The following is a 16,888-nucleotide window of genomic DNA, read 5'->3' as shown; positions in this document are numbered from 1 at the left end:
CTACTCGATCTTCCCGAGCACGTCCCCGATCGCGACCGTGCCACCGACATCGGCACCGTGGGCGAGCACGCCCGCGCGATGGGCGGCGACCCGGGTCTCCATCTTCATGGCGTCGATGACCGCGACGTCCTGGCCCTCGGCCACCCGCTCGCCGTCGGCGACGAGCCAGTCGACGAGTACGCCGGGGACGGGGGCCTCGAGCCCGGCGGGGTCGACCGCCGGTGCGGCCTCCATCGGTCCCGGACCGCCCGCCGCGATCCCCTGCAGAAGCTCCTCGGGAAGCCCCAGCATGACCCGGCGACCGTCGATCTCGATCGGCACCCGCCGCAGCGGCTTCTCGGGCGCCGGCTCGGGTCGCCGCTGCGCCTCCAGGCGCGGCATCAGCGTGGTCTCGATCCACTGCGTGTGCACAGCGAACCCGGCGGTCGAGAACGCCGGGTCGTCGAGCAGGACGCGGGCGAAGGGTACGACGGTCGCGACCCCCTCGACGTCGAGCTCACGGAGCGCGCGGCGGGCACGTACGACGGCGGTGTCCCGGTTCGGCGCATGCACGATCAGCTTGGCGATCAGGGAGTCGAAGGCGCTCTGCACCGTGTCGCCCGCCTCGATCCCGGCGTCCCAGCGCACGCCGGGACCGGAGGGAGCCCGCAGGCCGGTCACGACGCCGGGGCTCGGCAGGAAGCCGCGGCCCGGGTCCTCGGCGTTGATCCGCAGCTCGATCGCGTGGCCCGAGGGCGCCGGGGTCTCCGCGAAGGAGATGCCCTCACCCGCGGCGATGCGCAACTGCTCGGCGACGAGGTCGACGCCCGTGACCGCCTCGGTGATCGGGTGCTCCACCTGGAGTCGGGTGTTCACCTCGAGGAACGAGATCACCCCGTCCTCGCCCATCAGGAACTCGACGGTCCCGGCCCCGCGATAGGAGACCGCCGCGCAGATGTCGCGGGCGGCGTCGTGGATGCGGCGGCGCTGCTCGTCCGTCAGACCCGGCGCGGGCGCTTCCTCGACGAGCTTCTGGTTGCGGCGCTGCAGCGAGCAGTCCCGGTCGCCGACGACCACGACGTGACCGGTGCCGTCGCCGAGCACCTGCGCCTCGATGTGCCGCGGGCGCTCCAGGAAGCGCTCGACGAAGCACTCACCGCGACCGAACGCGACCAACGCCTCGCGCGAGGCGGAGTCGAAGGCGTCGGCGACGTCGTCGAGCTCGCGGGCGACCTTCAGACCGCGGCCGCCACCACCGAAGGCGGCCTTGATCGCGATCGGAAGCCCGTGCTCGCGCGCGAACGCGACCGCCTCGTCGGCCGACTCCAGCGGGCGGTCGGTGCCCGCCACCAGCGGGGCGCCGACGCTCTGCGCGATCCGGCGTGCGGTGATCTTGTCGCCGAGGCTGTCGATGCTCTCGGGGCTGGGGCCGATCCAGATCAGGCCGGCTGTCTCGACGGCGCGCGCGAACTCGGCGCTCTCCGAGAGGAACCCGTAGCCCGGATGCACCGCGTCGGCACCGGAGGCCTGCGCCGCGGCCATCAGCCACTCGATGCTGAGGTAGGACTCGGCGGCGGTGGCGCCGCCGAGCACGTACGCCTCGTCGGCGAGACGCACGTGCAGCGCGTCGGCGTCCTGGTCGGCGTAGACGGCGACCGACACGAGGCCGGCCTCGGCAACCGCCCGCACGACGCGGACGGCGATCTCTCCCCTGTTGGCGATGAGCACCCTGCGCATGTCAGTCTCCTCGGGTCTCGGTGGTCGACCCGACGGGCACAGTGGGCGCGACGGGTCGGAAGCGGATGCGGACGCCGGGCGGCAGCTGACCGGCCAGGTCCAGGTCGCGGTCGATGACCGCGCCGATGATCGGATAGCCGCCGGTGAGCGGGTGGTCCGGAAGGAACAGCACGGGCTGGCCATCGGGTGGCACCTGGATCGCTCCGGTCACCGCTCCTTCGCTCGGCAGCTCACCGGCCACCGCGCGTTCGAGCGGGACAGCGCCCTCCAGGCGTACGCCGACCCGGTCGGAGCGCGGCGTGACGGTCCACTCCTGCTCGACCAGCGTGCGCAGGCCGGCCTCCGTGAACCAGTCCTCGCGCGGGCCGAGCACGACGCGCAGCTCGACGGTGTCGCCGGGTGCGGGCAGCGGGTCGGCGGGAGCCGGGCAGGGGTCGACCGCGTACGGCGCAGCGGCGGGACCGTGCAGCGGCACGACGTCGCCGGCACGCAGGGGTCGTCCACCGAGGTCTGCTGGGCCGAGGCCCGCGAGCGTGTCGCTCGAGTGGCTGCCGAGCGCCGGCGGAAGATCCAGTCCGCCACGTACCGCGATCACGGCGCGCAGTCCGGAGGTCACCGCGCCGAGGCGCAGCTCCTCCCCGTCTTCGAGCGCGGTGGCGGCGCCGTGCTCGACGGGGAGCGGCGGGCCGTCGGTGCGTACGATCGTCGTCTCGGCGGGCGCGCCGGCGACCGCGACCACCGCGGGACCGGTGAAGCGCAGGACTGCACCGCCACCGGCGAGCTCGAAACCTGCCTCCCCCGGAGCGTTCCCCACGGCGCGGTTCGCGGCACGCAGGGCGCGGCGGTCGGCCGTTCCCGACGCGGAGACGCCGAGCGCGGCATGGCCCGGGCGGCCGAGGTCCTCGAGCACCAGCTGCAGGCCGGGGCGTACGACCTCGACAGCGAAGGGGTGCTCCGCGGCGTCGACCGAGGGAGCGGACGCAGTCACCGCGACCGACTCCCGTTCGAGCCGCTCGAACCGCACGGTCATCCCGGGCGCGAGCAGGGCGGGTGGATCCCGGTGCAGGTCCCACATCGGCGCGTCCGTACGCCCGATCAGCTGCCAGCCGCCGGGACTCTCGCGCGGGTAGACACCCGAGAACGTCCCGGCGAGACCGACGGATCCGGCGGGGATCCGGGTGCGCGGCGAGGACCGCCGCGGGACGTCGAAGAGAGGCTCGTCGCCGACGAGGTAGCCGAAGCCTGGTGCGTAGCCGGTGAACGCCACCCGCCAGGTCGCGGCCACGTGGCGCGCGGCGACCTGCTCGGCGCTGACCCCGAGCAGGTCGGCGACCTCGTCGAGGTCCTGCCCGTCGTAGCGCACACCGATCGTCACCGAACCAGCGGTCGGGAGGCCACCGTGGACGGCTTCGACCCCACCCAGCTCCTTCGCGAGGCTCACCTCGTCGACCAGCGTCGGATCGAACCGGACGAGCACCGTCCGGGCGGCAGGCACCAGCTCGACGACGCCGGTCGGCGGTGTGGCCACGAGCGCCGCGTGCAGCCGCATCGCGCCCTCGAGGTCCTCCTCCTCGACCAGCAGCGCCCGGTCCGATGCGATGAGAACGCGCCTCACGCCAGATACTCCGCATCCCGTACGTCGGTGATGAACATGTGACCGGGCGCGTGGGTGAGCGCGAACGGCGGGCGCGAGTCCATGATCGCGGCCTGCGGCGTGACCCCGCAGGCCCAGAACACCGGCACCTCACCGTCGCGCACCTCCGGCGGGTCCCCGAACTCGGGAGCGGCGAGGTCGGCGATCCCGAGCGAGTCCGGGTCGCCGACGTGCACCGGCGCACCGTGCACCGCCGGATACCGCCCGGAGATGCGTACGGCATCGGCGACGCGGTCAGCGGGGATCGGGCGCATCGAGACCACCATGTCGCCGCGCAGGCGTCCGGCGGGAGCGCACGGGCGGGATGTCCGGTACATCGGCACGTTGCGGCCGAGCTCCTGGTGACGGATCGGGATCTCGGCGTCGGTCAGGCCAGCCTCGAAGGTGAAGCTGCAGCCGATCAGGAACGAGACCAGATCGGGGTGCTCCTTCCACGCCGCGCTCGCGTCCGTGACCTCCTCGGTCAGCACGCCATCGCGCCAGATCCGGTATGCGGGGATGTCGGTGCGCAGGTCGGATCCGCGCGCCAGGGTCGACTCGTAGGCGCCCGGGTCGAGCACCTCGAGCACCGGGCACGGCTTGGGGTTGCGCTGCGCGAAGAGCAGCACCTCGAAGGCCCAGTCGGCCGGCACGGAGATCAGGTTCGCCTGCACCAGGCCGTGGGCGACGCCACTCGTCGGCGCGACCTCACCCGCCCGGTAGGAGGTACGCGCGGCGCGAGCCGCGGCGAGCTGGGTGATGCTCGCGGTCATGCGGCGGCTCCGGCGAACGGAGCGATCACGATGCCCTCGGCCTCGAACAGGGCACGGATCGCGGCGGCCATCCGGATCGCCCCATCACTGTCGCCGTGCACACAGATCGAGTCGGCACGGATGGCGACGTCGGTGCCGTCGATCGCCTCGACCACACCCTCGCGCGCGAGCCGCAGCATGCGGGCTGCGACCGCGTCGGCGTCGTGCAGCACCGCACCCGGCTCGGCACGCGAGACCAGCTCGCCGCCGGGGGTGTAGGCACGGTCCGCGAACGCCTCCGCGGCCGTGGCCAGTCCGGCGGCGTCGGCCACGTCGAGGACGACACCGCCCGCGAGTCCCAGCAGCACGAGGGAGGGGTCGATCGCCTTGACCGCGGCGACCACGACCCGCGCCTGCCGCTCGTCACGGGCGATCGTGTTGTAGAGCGCACCGTGCGGCTTCACGTAGCGGACGGCGCCACCCACCGCCGAGGCCAGGCCGAGCAGTGACCCGAGCTGGTACTCGACATGCGCCTGCAGCGTCGCGGAGTCGATATCCATGGCGCGGCGTCCGAAGCCCTCGTAGTCGCGGTAACCCGGGTGTGCGCCGATCGCGACGCCGTTGGCCACGGCGTCGGCGAGCGTCGAACGGATCCCCTCGGGGCTGCCGGCGTGGAACCCGCAGGCGACGTTGGCGCTCGAGACGATCGCGAGCATGGCCGCGTCGTCGGCGACCACCCGGTCGGGCGTGTTCTCGCCGAGGTCGGAGTTCAGGTCGATGGTTGCTGCCATGTTGTTCATGGTGCTCACGCTCCAATGCCGATGAAGGCGAAGATCGGGCGGATCGAGACGATGCCCATGTACCAGCTGAGCAGGGTCGCGATCGTCCCCAGAGCCAGCAGCCACACCGGGTAGCGGTAGCCGCGGAGGACGTCGCGCTGACGGAACCAGCCGATGTACATGAAGATCGTCATGCCGATCGGGAGGATCAGACCGTTGAAGCCGCCGACGAAGACCAGGATAGCCGCGGGTGCGGCGCCGATCATCAGGTAGAGGACGAGGGAGACCAGGATGAAGGCGACCGTCGCGAGCTGCAGCGGCCAGCCCGCTCCGAGCTTCTTCGAGAAGGTCGAGATGAAGGTGGCCGAGGTGTAGGCGGCGCCGATGACCGAGGTGATCGCCGCGGCCCAGAAGATCGCGCCGAAGATGCGGATGCCCGCGTCGCCGAGCACGGCGCCGAACGCCTGACCGGCCGGGTTGGCGGCCTGGCTGGAGAAGTCGAGGGTGACACCGGAGGCCACGACGCCGAGGATCGCGAGGAAGAGTACGTAGCGCATGATCCCGGTGACGAGGATGCCGCTCATCGAGGCACGGTGCACGGCCGGGACGTGCTCGGGGCCGGTCAGGCCGGAGTCGAGGTAGCGGTGGGCGCCGGCGTAGGTGATGTAGCCGCCGACGGTGCCGCCCACGATCGTGGTGATGGTCGCGAAGTTGAGCGTGTCGGGCGCGAAGGTCTGGCGCAGCGCGTCACCCACCGGGGGCTGCGAGGCGATCGCGACGAAGAGCGTCAGCCCGATCATCAGCAGACCGAGCACGAGCACGACCATGTCGACGACGCGGCCGGCCCGCTTGTACATGAAGATGCCGATGGCGAGCAGCGCCGAGAGCAGGCCACCGACCTTCGGGTCGAGTCCCAGCAGGGCGTTCAGGCCGAGCCCGGCACCTGCGATGTTGCCGATGTTGAACGCCAGACCACCGATCACGATGAGCGTCGCCAGCAGGTGACCGGAGTACGGCACCGCCTCGTTCGCCAGGTCGCCGGCCCGTTTGCCGGCGACGGTGATCATGCGCCACACGTTCATCTGCAGCGCGAAGTCGATCAGGATCGAGGCCAGGATCGCGAAGGCGAACGCCGCGCCGAGCTGCGCGGTGAAGGTCGCGGTCTGGGTGATGAAGCCGGGGCCGATGGCCGAGGTGGCCATCAGGAAGATGGCGCCGAGGATGGGTCCTCGGCGGGAACGGGCGAAGCTCTTCGCGCGCTCGGCGCTGGTCGTCTCGGTCATGGGGGACTCCTGCCATCAACGGGCTGTGTGGCTCCCGCCACACTCTCTTGGGTGTAGTACAGGATGGCAGTAATTGTTCAACAATAATAGTCCCGCCTGTTAAAATGACGTTTCGATTGTCCGCGGATGCGATTCCCCTAGGATGCGGTCATGCCCGATGTCGAGGACACCCTGACGAACGCCCTGCGCCGGCGGATCATCGACGGCGAGTTCGCGCCCGGCACCCGGCTGTCGGAGATCTCCCTCGCCGAGAAGCTCGGGGTCTCCCGCAACACGCTTCGAGAGGCATTCCGCGTGCTGGCCGAGCAGGGCCTCATCGAGCACGTACCTCATCGCGGGGTCTCGGTCGCCTCCCCCACCGTGGCGGACGTCGTCGACATCTATCGGGCGCGGCGCTACGTCGAGCCGGCCGCGCTGGCCGCCGGCTCCCCGCTGCATCCCGCGGTCATGGCGATGCGCGAGGCGGTGGAACAGAGCGAGACCAGCCTCGAGGCGCGCGACTGGCGCACGGTGGGCACCGCCAACATGGCGTTCCACGATGCCATCGTCGCCCTCGCCGACAGCCCACGCCTGGAGCGCCTGTTCCGCGACATCGCCGCCGAGCTGCGGCTCGCGTTCCTCGAGATCGACAACCCCGAGGCGCTGCACGCTCCGTTCGTGACACGCAACCGCTCCCTGCTCGAGACCTTCCTCGAGCAGGGAGGACCGGCGGCCGCTGACGAGCTGCGCGACTACCTCATCCTCTCCGAGCAGACCGTGCTCGGAGCGTTCACGCGACTGCGCCGCGGCTAGGCGATAGACGCTCGACGACCTCCGGTGAGGTCAGGCGCTCTTGAGGTGCCGGAGTCGGGCCACCGCATCGGCACCAACCCGGTGGTGCGGCCCTTCGGGAAGGGTCTCGAGATGGCCTTCCAGCGCATCGACGACTGCCACAGAAACGGTCTCCGGAGCTCGCTCGATCAGTTCGATCAAGGACGTCAGGTATTCACCTGCGTCGATATCGTCCGCGATGACCTCGAGCACATCAGCGGGGATGGACGGCAGTGCCTCCATCAGCACGCCATAGGCGAAGTCCTCGACGTTCATGACAACCATGCTAGCCCTCACTGTCCACGGGATAGGCGTTCCAGATCTCGGGTGGCTCCATATCGTCCCGCACCTGAACGCGGACGAGCTGACCGTCGACAACCCGCTCGAAGCGAATCTTGTCGCCGAGACGCGTCGGCGGGCGGTCGGGGTCTGCGAGTGCGAGGTCTACCGCAGCGATGATCTGAACTGCGCTCCAGTCAGCGTGAAACTTCGACTTCTTGGGCCACTCCCGTTCGGACTCGGACGTGGCTTGGTGCCGCTCGAGGATGTGTGCGCTCATCCACGCTGAGATATGTGGGCGCTCCGACGGACGGAACGGCACAGTCGTGCCGTCCGCCATCGCCGGGTAGCTCCATCTCACGCACAGGAACGGTAGCCCGGACCACCGACATTCTCGGTCGCCCCGAGTTCAGTCGCGGTAAGCCGGTCATGCCGGCGTACGTGCGTCTCCACCTTCCCCCTCCTCACACGGAAGCAAGTGCTCGCAGCCGCGCGTCGCGCGGCCACGCACCGGCCCAGACGAGGACCGCGGTGGCGATGGCGAAGACGGTGTTGAAGGCCGGCTGCCCGAACACCAGGTTCACCGTGACCGCGCCGCCCAGGTAGGCGGTGATCAAGATCGTGCCCATCGCCCGGGTGGCCGGGACGTGGTAGGCGACCAGCGACAGGCCGAGGACGACGCCGCAGATGACGGGGAACCAGCCCGGCGCGCCGATCTTGTCGTTGAAGTCCATGACGGGCTCGACCTGCAGCAGGTGCGTGACGATGTCGAAGCCGAGGAACAGGGTGACCAGGACGGTGATGACCCAGCCGGCTCGTTGTGCGTTGGTGCTCATCTCGATCTCCTCGAAGGGTGGGTGGTGATGCTGTTACCCACGCGTCGAGCGGACACCGGCGATCTCGACACCGCCTTCTCGCTATTTTTCCAGGGTTGCGGCGGCGACCTTCAGATCCGCGACCAGACCGTCGTACGTCGCCTGCCGCTCGTCCTCCGCCCTGAGGACGGCGGAGGGGTGGGTCGTCGCGAGGACCCAGGGGTCGAGGGTCTCCGTGGCGATGGCGTCGGGCCATTCGAGGAGGTGGCCGCGTGCCTCACCGACGCGGAAGGACGAGCCGTACAGCGCCTTGCCGGCAGTGCCGCCGAGCAGGACGACGCCGCTGGGACGTACCAGATCCAGCTCCGCCGCCAGCCACGGAGCGCAGGCGCCGACGTGCTTGCTCGTGGGCGCCTGATGGATGCGGCGCTTGCCCGAGAGACGGTGGCGGAAGTGCTTGACGACGTTCGTCGTGTACGTCTCCTCCGGCTCGATCCCGGCATCGGCGAGCGCCTCGTGGAGGATGCCGCCCGCCGGACCGACGAACGGCTCGCCCTCACGGTCCTCGCGGTCACCGGGCTGCTCGCCGAGCAGCATCAGCGGGGCCGGCGTACGCCCCTCGCCCATCACACCCTGGGTCGCGTCGCGGTAGAGCTCGCAGCCACGGCAGTCCTGGACGGCGCTGCGCAGGTCGGCGAGAGTCGGCGACTCCGGCACCCACTCCGCCGCGCTCACGCGACCACGTCCGTAGCGCAAGCGCCAGAATACGGACGCGGTCGCGTGTTGTCCGGACGGCTCACTCGCTGACGCTCGCTCACGGCGCCAGCGGGTCGTGCCCGACGTTCATCAGCCGGTGCCGCCAGTGGTCATCGCCCGCGGTCGGCTCCCACTGGCCGGTGTCACCGCCGCGAAGGTCGGTCACCTTGTCGACGACGCGTCGCATCACCTCGACGTCGTCGGGGGTCACGTCGGCCCGGCGCTTGCCGAGGATGTCGGCCACCCGGTGGCCGAGCTCGCTGCCCGCCTGGTCCGGCTCGGTCTCGGTGATCTCCCCCGCACCCTGCACGGCGAGCCACTTCCGTAGGTCTCGCGAGCTCATGTTCACCGCGCGGTGGAAGTTCTCCCAGAGCCTGTCGTCGACGATCGTCTCGGCCATCTCGTGCCTCCTGCCTGATCGAGTGCACCGGTTCCGGTACCCATCCCGACGGCCGGGCACACGGCCTCAACCCAGGAGGGTCCGAGCCTCCGGCGAGTCGTAGAAGCTCGAGAGCCGGCGGCGGATCAGCTGCTCGAGGACGCCGGCCTCGGCGAGCGCCTCGATCACCGGCGGGCCGAAGCGGAGCGCCTCCTCGACCAGGTCGTCGCGGCCCAGACCCCACTCCTCCAGGAGCCGGTCGAGGGTGAAGCTCCCATAGGTGTCGAAGAAGAAGTCGACGCCCGTGTCGACCAGGGCCTGCAGGTATTCGGAGTCGCGCACGTCGAGCCAGACCTGGTAGAGCCCGACGAAGAGCGCGACCAGCTGCTCGTCGTCGACCAGGTCGGCGATCTCGCGCACAGGACGGGTCGCGAGCGCGTCCCAGACCTCCAGCAGCGCGTCGTGCACCTCCTCGTCGGTGACCGAGCTCGCGGCGGTGTCGGTGAGGTAGCCGAGCAGCGCTCCGGCACCCCGCTCCGCGAGCTCGCGGGCGCTCTGGTCCACGGCCGCGCCGACCGGGGTGCCCTTCATCGTGTCCGCCATCCGGCCGGCGACACGTTCGGCGATCGAGAAGCCGAGTGAGCCACCCGGCAGGTTGTCGGCGAGTCTGCGGCCGGTGTCGACCGCACCCCGGGCCGTACCGCGCATCAAGGTGCCGACGCCCGCCTGGATCCCGGAGTTGTCGGCCAGGCTGCGCAGGACCTGCTGGCGCAGCGTACGCATCTCGACGAGGGCCTCGACGAGCTCGGCGATCCGCGGCCGACTGACCACCTTGCCCAGCGGTGTCTCGTTGGCGGGATGCGCCTTGAGCCTCGTCGCGAGCGCACCGGCGACCTCCGGGATCGCGCCCGGGAGCCGGAAGGTGCTGACGTACTTCAGCGCCACCTCCTTGATCAGGTCGCGGGGCATCACCTGGTCGAGGGTCAGCTCGCTGGCGGAGCGCAGCGCGAAGTCGATCTCGCCGGTGACGAGATCGAGGAAACGTACGCCGCGCAGCGCCGCCATCTCATGGGCGACGTGTGCGTCGAGGAGTCGTCGAGCGAGGTCCGGCTCAGTCATGGACGACATTGTCCACGGCCGAGACCTGTCAACGACTCATTCCCACTCGATGGTGCCCGGGGGCTTCGAGGTGATGTCGACGGTGACCCGGTTGATCTCGCTCACCTCGTTGGTGATCCGGGTGGAGATGCGCTCCATGACCTCGTAGGGAAGCCGGGCCCAGTCGGCGGTCATCGCGTCCTCGGAGGTGACCGGGCGGAGCACGACGGGGTGGCCGTAGGTGCGGCCGTCGCCCTGAACGCCGACCGAGCGGACGTCGGCGAGCAGCACGACCGGCATCTGCCAGATGTCGCGGTCGAGACCGGCGAGGGTCATCTCCTCGCGGGCGATCGCGTCGGCCTCGCGGAGGATGTCGAGCCGCTCCTTGGTGACCTCACCGATGATGCGGATCCCGAGGCCGGGGCCGGGGAACGGCTGACGCTGGACGATCTCGTCGGGCAGGCCGAGCTGGGAGCCGACGGCGCGCACCTCGTCCTTGAAGAGCTCACGCAGCGGCTCGACCAGCTCGAACTCGAGGTCCTCGGGGAGGCCGCCGACGTTGTGGTGGGACTTGATGTTGGAGGTGCCGGCACCGCCGCCGGACTCGACGACGTCGGGGTAGAGGGTGCCCTGGACGAGGAAGGCGACCTTCTCGTCGCTGTCGCCCAGGATCTCGACCTCGGCACGCTCGAAGCAGCGGATGAACTCGCGGCCGATGATCTTGCGCTTCTCCTCCGGGTCGGTGACCCCGGCGAGCGCGTCGAGGAACTCCTTCTCGGCGTCGACGATCTTCAGCTCGGCGCCGGTCGACTCCCGGAACGCCTTCTCGATCGCGACCGACTCGTTCTTCCGCATCAGGCCGTGGTCGACGTAGACGCAGGTCAGCCGGTCACCGATCGCCTTGGCGACGATGGCCGCCGCGACCGCGGAGTCGACACCGCCCGAGAGCGCGCAGATCGCGCGGTGGTCGCCGATCTGCTCGCGTACCCGCTCGATCTGGTCCTCGGCGATGTTGCCGATGGTCCAGGTCTGGCGCGCGCCGGCGATGTCCCACAGGAAGTGCTCGAGCACCTTCTGCCCGTGCTCGGAGTGGAGCACCTCGGGGTGCCACTGCACGCCCGCGAGCTGCTTCTCGACGTTCTCGAAGGCCGCCACCGGGGTGTCCGCGGTGCTCGCGAGCACGGTGAAGCCCTCGGGCGCCTCGGAGACCGAGTCGCCGTGCGACATCCACACGTTGTGGGCCGGCGGGATGTCCTTGAGCAGCGTGCCGGAGACACCGACGGTGACCGGCGTGCGGCCGTACTCCCGCGCCCCGTTGTCGTCGACGGTCCCGCCCAGGCCCTGGGCCATCAGCTGGAACCCGTAGCACATCCCGAACACCGGGGTGCCCGCGGTGAACAGGCTGTTGTCGATGGCGGGGGCGCCCTCGGCGTACACGCTCGAGGGGCCGCCGGAGAGGATGATCGCCTTCGGGTTCTTGGCGAGCATCTCCTCGACCGGCATCGAGTGCGGCACGATCTCGGAGTAGACCTTCGCCTCACGTACGCGGCGGGCGATCAGCTGCGCATACTGCGCGCCGAAGTCCACCACGAGAACCAGATCGTGCTCTTCCGCCCCAGGAGCCTGCGTCATGCACGAATCCTAACGAGGCCGTACGCCGCGAGCCGAATCTCCTGCGGCTCGCTCGAAAATGCACCAGGGCCCGGCCGGGGAGGGAGGTGGCCGGGCCCTGATTGCCCGAGGCAAAACTGTCCCGGACGAAAGACCCGGCATGTATTAGGGAGGGAGCAATCCCGGGTCTGATCACTCCAACGAACCCTCTTAACCACGGTTACGGGTCAACTAAAAACTTCCTGCCAGAAAATTCCTGCGCAGCCCGTGTCACCAACACAACAGCCTGGTCACCGTACGTCAACAATGGGCAGCTGCAGGGCAGCCGGTGCACTCGCGGGCACCGCGGGCGAGGCCGGCCGGACGGGCTGGATCCGCGCATAGCCGGCACCGAGCTCGGGCCGCGGGTCGGCCTGGTCCTTGTTGGGCCAGAACGCCATCGCTCGCTCGGCCTGAGCGGTGATCGTCAGCGACGGGTTCACACCCAGGTTGGCGGAGATCGCGGAGCCGTCGACGACGTGCAGGCCGTCGTAGCCGTAGAGCCGCTGGTAGGGGTCGATCACGCCGGTCTCCACCGAGTCGCCGATGGTGCAGCCGCCGATGAAGTGGGCTGTCATCGGCTTGTTGAACGGCTCGCCGATCGTGCCACCGGCATACCCCGGCTTCTCGCCCGAGCTCATCACCCCGGCCATCTTCCGTACGGCGTCGAGGCCGGCGGGGATCCAGGTCGGGTTGGGCTTGCCGTGGCCCTGCTTGGACGACATCCGCCACCCGAAGATGGTGCGCTTCGGGAAGGTCGTGATCGAGTTGTCCAGCGCCTGCATGACCAGCGCGATGACGGTGCGCTCGGACCAGTGCTTGAAGTCGTAGAACGTACGCAGCGACCGCCGCTGCAGCCACATCTCCTTGAGCCACCGGCGGAGGCGATGGGGACCACCTTCGGTGAGCACCGTCTGCATCGCAGCGATCGCGTTGCTGCCGTGCCCGTAGCGGACCGGCTCGATGTGGGTGTGCTCGTCGGGGTGCCACGAGGAGGTGATCGCCACGCCCTCGGTGTAGTCGATGGCGGTGTCCGGGGCGATCGCGCCCAGGATCGACTCGGAGTTGGTGCGGGTCAGCTCACCCAGGCGCGGGGAGATCTCGGGGAGGTCGCCGGTGCGCTTGAGCTTGTGGAGCAGCTTCTGGGTGCCGAGCGAGGCCGCCGAGAAGATCACCTGGTCGGCGGTGAACCGCTTCGTGCGGCCGATGCCCAGCTTGGCCTTCGTGGAGCGGGTCTCGATGACGTACCCGCTTCCGGTCTTGGCCGGGTAGACGCGCGTCACCGTGGTCAGCGGGTGCACCTCGGCGCCGTTCTTCTCGGCCAGGTAGAGGTAGTTCTTGACCAGGGTGTTCTTCGCGTTGTGGCGGCAGCCGGTCATGCACTCGCCGCAGTTGGTGCACGTACGCCGGTCGGGGCCCTCCCCGCCGAAGTAGGGGTCGGCCACCTCCTGCCCGGCCACGTGGCTCGGGCCGCCGAAGAAGACACCGACCGGCGCCTTGTGGAAGGTGTCCCCGCGGCCGGCCTCAGCCGCGACCTTCTGCATGACCTCGTCAGCAGGGGTCAGATGGGGGTAGAGGGTGACGCCGAGCATCCGCTTGGCCTGCTCGTAGTAGGGAGCGAGCTCGTCCTTCCAGTCGGTGATGTGGCTCCAGGAAGGGTCCTCGTAGAACGGGTCGAGCGGCTCGTAGAGGGTGTTGGCGTAGACCAGCGAGCCGCCGCCGACCCCGGCGCCGGCCATGATCACGGCGTCCTTGACCATGTCGATGCGCTGGATCCCGTAGCAGCCGATCGCCGGCGCCCAGAGGTATTTGCGCAGGTCGAAGGAGGTGTTGGGCAGCTCGTCGTCGGCGAACCGGCGACCCGCCTCGACCACTCCGACCTTGTAGCCCTTCTCGGTCAGCCGCAGCGCGCTGACCGATCCACCGAAGCCCGATCCGATGATGAGTACGTCGTAGTGGTTCCCGCTCATGCGCGGCCCAGCGACTTCAGCACCCGCAGCGAGGCGGTCATGAACTTGGCGTACGCCTGGTCGCTCATCCCGAACTGCGGGGCGAAGCGCAGGATGGCCTGGGAGGCGACCGACTGGGTCTCGGTGTAGCGCAAGATGCCCTCGACACCCTGGCGGCGGCCCTGGCCGGACTCGCGCATGCCGCCCATCGGGGCGTCGATGCTGGCAAAGGTGGCGCCGAAGGCCTCGTTGATGTTGATCGTCCCGCACTTGATCTGCCGGGCGATGCGGCGGGCGCGGGATGTGTCGCGGCTGTAGATCGAGCCGTTGAGGCCGTACTCACCGTCGTTGGCGCGCTCGATCGCCTCCTCCTCGCTGTGGAAGCGGTAGATCGAGACGACCGGGCCGAAGGTCTCGTTGCCGAAGCAGGTCATCTCCGGGGTGACGCCCTCGAGGATCGTCGGCTCGAAGAAGAACGGCGCGAGGTCGGGGCGAGCCTTGCCGCCGGTGAGCACGCGGGCCCCCTTCGAGACCGCGTCCTCGACGTGGGCGGTCGCGGTGTCGACCTGGGCCTGCGAGATCAGGGTGCCCATGTCGTTCTCCCAGCCTAGGGTGGCGCCGAGGGTCATCGCCTGGGTGCGGGCGACGAAGCGCTCCACGAACCGGTCGTAGACCTTGTCGTCGACGAAGAGCCGCTCGACGCTCACGCAGAGCTGGCCGGAGTTGGAGAAGACCGCGCGGGTAGCGCCCTCGGCCGCCTTCTCGATGTCGGCGTCCTTGAGGACGAGCATGGGGTTCTTGCCCCCGAGCTCGAGGCTGGCGCCGATCAGCCGCTCCGCCGCCTGCTTGGCGACGATCTTTCCGGTGTTGGTCGAGCCCGTGAAGCAGACGTAGTCGGCGCGCTGGATGATGCTGGTGCCGATCTTCGAGCCCGGGCCGGCGACGACGGTCCACAGGTTCTCCGGGAGCCCCGCCTCCGCGAGCAGCTCGGCACCGAGGAGCGCGCTGAGCATGGTCTGTGAGTCGGGCTTGATGACGACCGCGTTGCCGGCTGCGATCGCGGCGAGGCCGTCGCACAGCGCCATGGTGAACGGGTAGTTCCACGGGCTGATGATGCCGACGACGCCCTTGGGAACGTGGTTGAGCTCGACCCGGGTGAGCACGGGGATGACGCCGAGCTTGCGCTCGGTGTCGAGGATCTTGCTGCTCCGGCGGCCGTAGTAGCGCGCGGTCAGCGCGATGTGCAGCGGCTCGTCGAACGCGTGCTTGCGGGCCTTGCCCGACTCCAGCACGATCAGGTCGAGGATCTCGTCCTGCCGGTCGAGGACGAGGTCGTGCAGCTTGATCAGGATGCGCTCGCGCTCGGCGACCGGCGTCGCCGCCCACTTCTCCTGCGCGACCCGGGCCTTCGCGAAGGCCGCGGCGACATCGTCATCGCTCGACTGCGGGATGTGCGCCAGCGGCGCCCCGTTGAGCGGGCTGATGACCTCTCGGGACTCCCCCGTGGTCGCCACGACGCGGCCGGTCAGGCGGGCAACATAGTCAGGCTCGAGGGCCAGGGACGCCGTGGCGTCGTGCTCGGGATCGAGCGGGCCCTCGACGATCGGGCCGCCGGAAGGGGTCGGGTTCGATGCGCTCATGTACCGAGAGTATGTGACGGGCGTCTCGGAAGCCAGACAGCCGTCCCACTAACTCACCATACGAACATCCGCGGCCCACCACAGATAGTCGTGTTGCTCGGCCGGAAGATCGATCACGACGCGGTCCAGCGGCAGCCGGTCGAGCGCGTGCACGGTGCACTCCTCCGCAGGCGTGGCCCGGTAGAGATACGCGTCCAACGGCCATTTCGTACGCAGCCACTCGTCCAGCCGCTCGGCGACCGAGGCGGTGAGCTCGGGCTTTCGGTCCTGGCGGAGCCAGTAGCTGACCCGGGCGGTGGACCCACCTGCGTACCTGAGCAGGGTCTGGGCGTCGGCGCCCATCGCCTCCAGGTAGGGAAACAGGGGCTGCACGTAGAGACAGCCGAGGGACGACGTGCCCTCGGGGTCGAGGAAGAGGTAGGTGAACGCTCGTTTCGCCTGGTGGTCGGACCAGTGCCGGATCACCAGCGGCAGGTTGTCGTCGCTGCCGAAGCCCTCCCGTGGCCACCTGCCGCAGCTGTGGTCGCGGATCACGTCCGGGCTGGCCAGGTAGGCCTCGGTGTCCAGGTCGAGCAGCTCGGGGCGGAGCGGGGCAAGCACGAAATCGTCGGTGGCCAGCGGCTCGGGGGGATCAGCGACCAAGAACATGGAGTCAGATTGCTACGTCAACCGCTTGCTCCGCCACGGCAATTCGTGGGACGCAGCCATGCCGGGCTCGGTCGCGACCCGCGAGCACCATCAACTTGAGGTGAACCGCTCCAAGGACGCCAGCTCTGCGCGGTCGGCAGGGGTCTTGGCGTACCGGGACACAAGACCGATGACCTCTTTGCCGGGGAGAGCAACAGCCGAGATACCAACCTTGATCTCCTCGTCACCACGCAGGCGCAGCCCGATCCACCCGTCCCAGAGCGGATCGCTCTCCACCTCGATGATGTCGCGCCACAACACGGTGCGTGATCGGCTCAGCACCGGGTAGGAGGTCAAACCATCCGGGGTCAAGAGCAGGCCGCCCCGACGACGGACGATGGCGACGGCCATGAAGCCGGCCAGTGCGAGTAATCCCGGCGCGCAGATGACGAGCGCTCCCGCGCGACGATCCCCTGCATCGGCAAGGAGCGAGACGACCCCGGCAATGCCGCCTCCGACAGCCCCGAACAAGCAGATGGCGAACATTTCGGCGGCATAACCTGGGCGTCGCGGCAGCAGTACGCCTCCGCCGAATGCCTCCGGTTCCAGTCGTCCCCGTGGCGCGTACACAACATGGGCTGATACGCCGCATGCGATCACCCCGCATCCCCCGGCAACCTGGAGCCACGTGGAGTCCGACCGTGCAACCAGGAAGGCACACG

General features: G+C 69.7%; 17 protein-coding genes. 1 reads left to right on the top strand and 16 read right to left on the bottom strand.

Annotation, left to right across the window (positions count from 1 at the left end; all coding sequences use genetic code 11):
* Genes ABT304_RS16745 through ABT304_RS16725 form a run of 5 tightly spaced genes read right to left on the bottom strand, consistent with a single transcriptional unit; the run spans position 1 to position 6,163 of the window.
* Complete coding sequence (locus ABT304_RS16745) at positions 1-1,716, bottom strand: acetyl/propionyl/methylcrotonyl-CoA carboxylase subunit alpha (RefSeq protein ID WP_350716751.1); 1,716 nt, start codon at positions 1,714-1,716, stop codon at positions 1-3.
* A 1-nt stretch (position 1,717) separates the two neighbouring features.
* The gene (locus tag ABT304_RS16740) at positions 1,718-3,331 is read right to left on the bottom strand and encodes a 5-oxoprolinase subunit B/C family protein (RefSeq protein ID WP_350716749.1); all 1,614 of its coding nucleotides are present in this window, start codon (positions 3,329-3,331) and stop codon (positions 1,718-1,720) included.
* Positions 3,328-4,122 carry a putative hydro-lyase gene (locus tag ABT304_RS16735; protein ID WP_350716747.1) on the bottom strand — a complete coding sequence of 265 codons (795 nt, stop codon included), beginning with the start codon at positions 4,120-4,122 and terminating at the stop codon, positions 3,328-3,330. Before ABT304_RS16735 ends, ABT304_RS16740 begins: the two co-directional genes overlap by 4 nt.
* The gene (locus ABT304_RS16730) at positions 4,119-4,892 is read right to left on the bottom strand and encodes a LamB/YcsF family protein (RefSeq protein WP_350716745.1); all 774 of its coding nucleotides are present in this window, start codon (positions 4,890-4,892) and stop codon (positions 4,119-4,121) included. The genes ABT304_RS16735 and ABT304_RS16730 overlap by 4 nt, the downstream gene beginning before the upstream one ends.
* A gap of 14 nt (positions 4,893-4,906) precedes the next feature.
* On the bottom strand, positions 4,907-6,163 hold the full coding sequence (locus ABT304_RS16725; protein ID WP_350716743.1) for an NRAMP family divalent metal transporter: 1,257 nt from the start codon (positions 6,161-6,163) through the stop codon (positions 4,907-4,909).
* A gap of 150 nt (positions 6,164-6,313) precedes the next feature.
* On the opposite strand from ABT304_RS16725, the gene ABT304_RS16720 reads away from it, so the two are divergent.
* Complete coding sequence (locus tag ABT304_RS16720) at positions 6,314-6,955, top strand: GntR family transcriptional regulator (protein WP_350716741.1); 642 nt, start codon at positions 6,314-6,316, stop codon at positions 6,953-6,955.
* Positions 6,956-6,985: 30 nt separating this feature from the next.
* Here ABT304_RS16720 and ABT304_RS16715 read toward each other — a convergent pair whose 3' ends face one another.
* From ABT304_RS16715 to ABT304_RS16665, 11 genes are all read right to left on the bottom strand, one after another.
* On the bottom strand, positions 6,986-7,249 hold the full coding sequence (locus tag ABT304_RS16715) for a hypothetical protein (protein WP_350716739.1): 264 nt from the start codon (positions 7,247-7,249) through the stop codon (positions 6,986-6,988).
* A 10-nt stretch (positions 7,250-7,259) separates the two neighbouring features.
* The gene (locus tag ABT304_RS16710) at positions 7,260-7,613 is read right to left on the bottom strand and encodes a hypothetical protein (RefSeq protein ID WP_350716737.1); all 354 of its coding nucleotides are present in this window, start codon (positions 7,611-7,613) and stop codon (positions 7,260-7,262) included.
* 103 nt (positions 7,614-7,716) lie between these two features.
* A complete protein-coding gene (locus ABT304_RS16705) occupies positions 7,717-8,088 on the bottom strand; it encodes a DoxX family protein (protein WP_350716735.1) in 372 nt (123 codons plus the stop codon).
* An 81-nt stretch (positions 8,089-8,169) separates the two neighbouring features.
* On the bottom strand, positions 8,170-8,802 hold the full coding sequence (locus ABT304_RS16700; protein WP_350716733.1) for a UdgX family uracil-DNA binding protein: 633 nt from the start codon (positions 8,800-8,802) through the stop codon (positions 8,170-8,172).
* A 79-nt stretch (positions 8,803-8,881) separates the two neighbouring features.
* On the bottom strand, positions 8,882-9,223 hold the full coding sequence (locus ABT304_RS16695) for a DUF3140 domain-containing protein (protein ID WP_350716731.1): 342 nt from the start codon (positions 9,221-9,223) through the stop codon (positions 8,882-8,884).
* 66 nt (positions 9,224-9,289) lie between these two features.
* Positions 9,290-10,321, bottom strand: a complete 1,032-nt coding sequence (locus ABT304_RS16690; RefSeq protein WP_350716729.1) for a hypothetical protein — start codon at positions 10,319-10,321, stop codon at positions 9,290-9,292.
* Between the two features lie 36 nt (positions 10,322-10,357).
* Complete coding sequence (guaA, locus tag ABT304_RS16685; RefSeq protein ID WP_160025297.1) at positions 10,358-11,932, bottom strand: glutamine-hydrolyzing GMP synthase; 1,575 nt, start codon at positions 11,930-11,932, stop codon at positions 10,358-10,360.
* 269 nt (positions 11,933-12,201) lie between these two features.
* Positions 12,202-13,920, bottom strand: coding sequence for a GMC family oxidoreductase N-terminal domain-containing protein (locus tag ABT304_RS16680; RefSeq protein WP_350716727.1), 1,719 nt, complete (start codon positions 13,918-13,920; stop codon positions 12,202-12,204).
* Positions 13,917-15,539, bottom strand: coding sequence for a succinic semialdehyde dehydrogenase (locus ABT304_RS16675; RefSeq protein WP_350716725.1), 1,623 nt, complete (start codon positions 15,537-15,539; stop codon positions 13,917-13,919). Before ABT304_RS16675 ends, ABT304_RS16680 begins: the two co-directional genes overlap by 4 nt.
* Before the next feature lie 48 nt (positions 15,540-15,587).
* Positions 15,588-16,187, bottom strand: coding sequence for a hypothetical protein (locus tag ABT304_RS16670; RefSeq protein ID WP_350716723.1), 600 nt, complete (start codon positions 16,185-16,187; stop codon positions 15,588-15,590).
* 90 nt (positions 16,188-16,277) lie between these two features.
* Positions 16,278-16,712, bottom strand: coding sequence for a hypothetical protein (locus ABT304_RS16665; protein WP_350716721.1), 435 nt, complete (start codon positions 16,710-16,712; stop codon positions 16,278-16,280).
* Positions 16,713-16,888: the final 176 nt, after the last annotated feature.

The sequence above is a fragment of the Nocardioides sp. NPDC000445 genome, from assembly GCF_040300245.1.
In the GTDB taxonomy this organism is placed as follows: Bacteria; Actinomycetota; Actinomycetes; order Propionibacteriales; family Nocardioidaceae; genus Nocardioides.
Note: the sequence above shows the minus strand (reverse complement) of the source record. Positions and strands in the feature narration are given on the sequence as shown.

What these genes read in the sequence shown, in the direction of transcription:
- ABT304_RS16745 (WP_350716751.1), bottom strand. Translation starts at nt 1,716, where the DNA reads ATGCGCAGGGTGCTCATCGCCAACAGGGGAGAGATCGCCGTCCGCGTC.
- ABT304_RS16695 (WP_350716731.1), bottom strand. Translation starts at nt 9,223, where the DNA reads ATGGCCGAGACGATCGTCGACGACAGGCTCTGGGAGAACTTCCACCGC.
- ABT304_RS16665 (WP_350716721.1), bottom strand. Translation starts at nt 16,712, where the DNA reads ATGTTCGCCATCTGCTTGTTCGGGGCTGTCGGAGGCGGCATTGCCGGG.
- ABT304_RS16675 (WP_350716725.1), bottom strand. Translation starts at nt 15,539, where the DNA reads ATGAGCGCATCGAACCCGACCCCTTCCGGCGGCCCGATCGTCGAGGGC.
- guaA (WP_160025297.1), bottom strand. Translation starts at nt 11,932, where the DNA reads ATGACGCAGGCTCCTGGGGCGGAAGAGCACGATCTGGTTCTCGTGGTG.
- ABT304_RS16715 (WP_350716739.1), bottom strand. Translation starts at nt 7,249, where the DNA reads ATGAACGTCGAGGACTTCGCCTATGGCGTGCTGATGGAGGCACTGCCG.
- ABT304_RS16680 (WP_350716727.1), bottom strand. Translation starts at nt 13,920, where the DNA reads ATGAGCGGGAACCACTACGACGTACTCATCATCGGATCGGGCTTCGGT.
- ABT304_RS16690 (WP_350716729.1), bottom strand. Translation starts at nt 10,321, where the DNA reads ATGACTGAGCCGGACCTCGCTCGACGACTCCTCGACGCACACGTCGCC.
- ABT304_RS16670 (WP_350716723.1), bottom strand. Translation starts at nt 16,187, where the DNA reads ATGTTCTTGGTCGCTGATCCCCCCGAGCCGCTGGCCACCGACGATTTC.
- ABT304_RS16705 (WP_350716735.1), bottom strand. Translation starts at nt 8,088, where the DNA reads ATGAGCACCAACGCACAACGAGCCGGCTGGGTCATCACCGTCCTGGTC.
- ABT304_RS16735 (WP_350716747.1), bottom strand. Translation starts at nt 4,122, where the DNA reads ATGACCGCGAGCATCACCCAGCTCGCCGCGGCTCGCGCCGCGCGTACC.
- ABT304_RS16720 (WP_350716741.1), top strand. Translation starts at nt 6,314, where the DNA reads ATGCCCGATGTCGAGGACACCCTGACGAACGCCCTGCGCCGGCGGATC.
- ABT304_RS16730 (WP_350716745.1), bottom strand. Translation starts at nt 4,892, where the DNA reads ATGGCAGCAACCATCGACCTGAACTCCGACCTCGGCGAGAACACGCCC.
- ABT304_RS16725 (WP_350716743.1), bottom strand. Translation starts at nt 6,163, where the DNA reads ATGACCGAGACGACCAGCGCCGAGCGCGCGAAGAGCTTCGCCCGTTCC.